2 protein-coding genes and 1 pseudogene are annotated in these 2,180 nt (G+C 38.1%); all 3 read right to left on the bottom strand.

Annotation, left to right across the window (positions count from 1 at the left end; all coding sequences use genetic code 11):
- Nucleotides 1-69 precede the first annotated feature (69 nt).
- Nucleotides 70-831: an elongation factor Tu gene (locus HT687_RS11575; protein WP_023936435.1), complete on the bottom strand. Its 762-nt coding sequence runs from the start codon at nt 829-831 to the stop codon at nt 70-72.
- A 272-nt stretch (nt 832-1,103) separates the two neighbouring features.
- Complete coding sequence (locus HT687_RS11570; protein ID WP_001099666.1) at nt 1,104-1,946, bottom strand: aldo/keto reductase; 843 nt, start codon at nt 1,944-1,946, stop codon at nt 1,104-1,106.
- Nucleotides 1,947-2,060: 114 nt separating this feature from the next.
- A pseudogene (locus tag HT687_RS12130) lies at nt 2,061-2,180 on the bottom strand (peptidoglycan GlcNAc deacetylase); the annotation flags it as partial.

Raw genomic sequence — 2,180 nt, 5'->3', positions numbered from 1 at the left:
TGTAAGGAGGTTTCTGCCACTGACGCAGTAAAATGTTAATTTCTTAGACATTGTTTACTCCTTTAGTTTTTATATTTCTTTTTCAATTAATTTCTGCTGAACAAACCAATTTAACAAGGGAAGAGTTTTATCTGTATTTGCCCATAGATGATAAGAATCTAAGACCGTTTGTACACTACCTAAATTTTCTACCAACTTATCTACTGTCAAAAAGCTGCGCCAGTATTCATAAAAAATACTTGCATAGTTCTTATCATAAGTCGAAGAACCAAAATCATTCAGTGAATGCCAACCATACTTCTTCTGAAAAAGTTCTACGAGAGATTGATTACAAATTTTTTCCGCTTGAAATTCCTCTTCTGTCAAGAAATACTTGCGACTAATATATTCAACCATCCCCTCTTCGAACCAGATATAAGAGTCGTAACCATCAAAATCATCTAAAAAATGCTCCGACCAATGAGCTAGCTCATGTCCTACAATCTGTAAGAGGAAATTTTCAGATAAAGAATGATAGTGACTTTCTATTGCTTGAGTTTGCTGAGAACACTTGTAGTCCATCAACTGATACAAATATAACTCTTTCCAAACAGCTAAATCAGGCGTCATAACCATTCGTCTATTATTTGTATAGGCTGGAACAGCGCTTTCCCTAATAATCTGTGTAGCAGCATTAAAATCTGACCAAATAACGGCTTGCGGTAAATCACAGACTGCAAGTTCATTCTTTAAAAAAGATTGATAATCTTTCAACTTTTCAGTATTTCTTACTACAAAATCACGAAATGTAGCTAGTTGACTATCGTCTTTTACAAGATAAAGATTTTCCACGTCTCTCCTTTCTTTCACACAATAGACTGAATAAGCAAAAGAACCGCGTCCGACAATCCTAGGTTGATTTAACCTAGGGGCGTCAGAAACGCGGTTCCACCCTAATTTATTACTTCATTGTTTTTGAAAATACGACAGAAAGCGCCAGCACTTTATTTTGCCCTACTTGGCTCCCACTATCCCAAGCTCGCTTGAAGAACGCCATAAGACTTTCTTTCCTGCTGACTATTATATCAAAAATTAGAACAATGTACAATTCTTTTTATGATTTTCTAAAAATCCACATCATCAACTCGTGGAGCACCAGAATGAACAGCAATCGCTTTTAAGGTTTCACGCTCCTCATGGCTCAATTCAATTCCAAAGCAATCAAGATTAGCCTGAATACGAGAGGCTGTGACAGATTTTGGAAGTGGTAGAAATCCTTCTGCCAAGCTCCAGGCCAAGGCTATCTGAGCAACAAACTTTCCATGATTTGCTGCGATTTCTTGGACTTCCTTACTATCAAATAGTTCTCCCTGACCAAAAGGGCCCCAAGCTTCCAATAAAATTCCTTTTTCTCGACAGTAATCTACGACTTCCTCTTGATACACACCTGGCGCCAAGCGAACTTGATTGACCGCTGGAAGAATTTTTGCTGTTTCAAACAAGGCATCCAAATGATGGGGAAGAAAATTGCTAACGCCGATAGCACGGATCTTGCCTTCTTGATAGAGGTCTTCCATCGCTCTCCAGACCTCAGCATTTCGGATTTTCCATGCGTCATTTTCTCTAAGCGGTTTTGGATTTGGCCAATGAATCAAATACAGATCCAAATAATCCAAGCCCAACTTCGCTAAAGACTCTGCAAAAGCCTGACGAGCTTGCTCATAGGTTTGTTGGCTATTCCACAGCTTGGTAGTTACGAACAATTCCTCTCGTGGAACTCCGCTATCTTTGATTGCTTGACCAACACTTTCTTCATTCTGATAAATCGCCGCCGTATCAATATGACGATAACCAGCCTTCAAGGCTTCTAACACTGCACGATAGGCTTCTTCTCCATCCTTAGCCTTAAAAGTTCCAAATCCTAGAACTGGAATTTCTACTCCATTATTTAATTGATAGGTATTCATATGCTTCTCCTTCTATTTTATTTATCATTTATAGCATAATTTTTTTGCTAATTAGTACTATCTTTTGTAAAAAATAAGTCTATCACATATCTGACAGAACCTATTTTTTCTTGCTTATTCATCACGGCTATAATACAGTTCATGAGGTTTTAGGCGAGTATTGAGCATCTCTGGTATGGTCACAAAGGTATACCCCTGATTTTTCAAATTCTCCATGACCCTTGGCAAGGCATT

The sequence above is a fragment of the Streptococcus sp. 1449 genome, assembly GCF_013276805.1.
Classification (GTDB): Bacteria; Bacillota; Bacilli; order Lactobacillales; family Streptococcaceae; genus Streptococcus; species Streptococcus pseudopneumoniae.
This window is presented reverse-complemented; position numbering and strand designations above follow the sequence as displayed.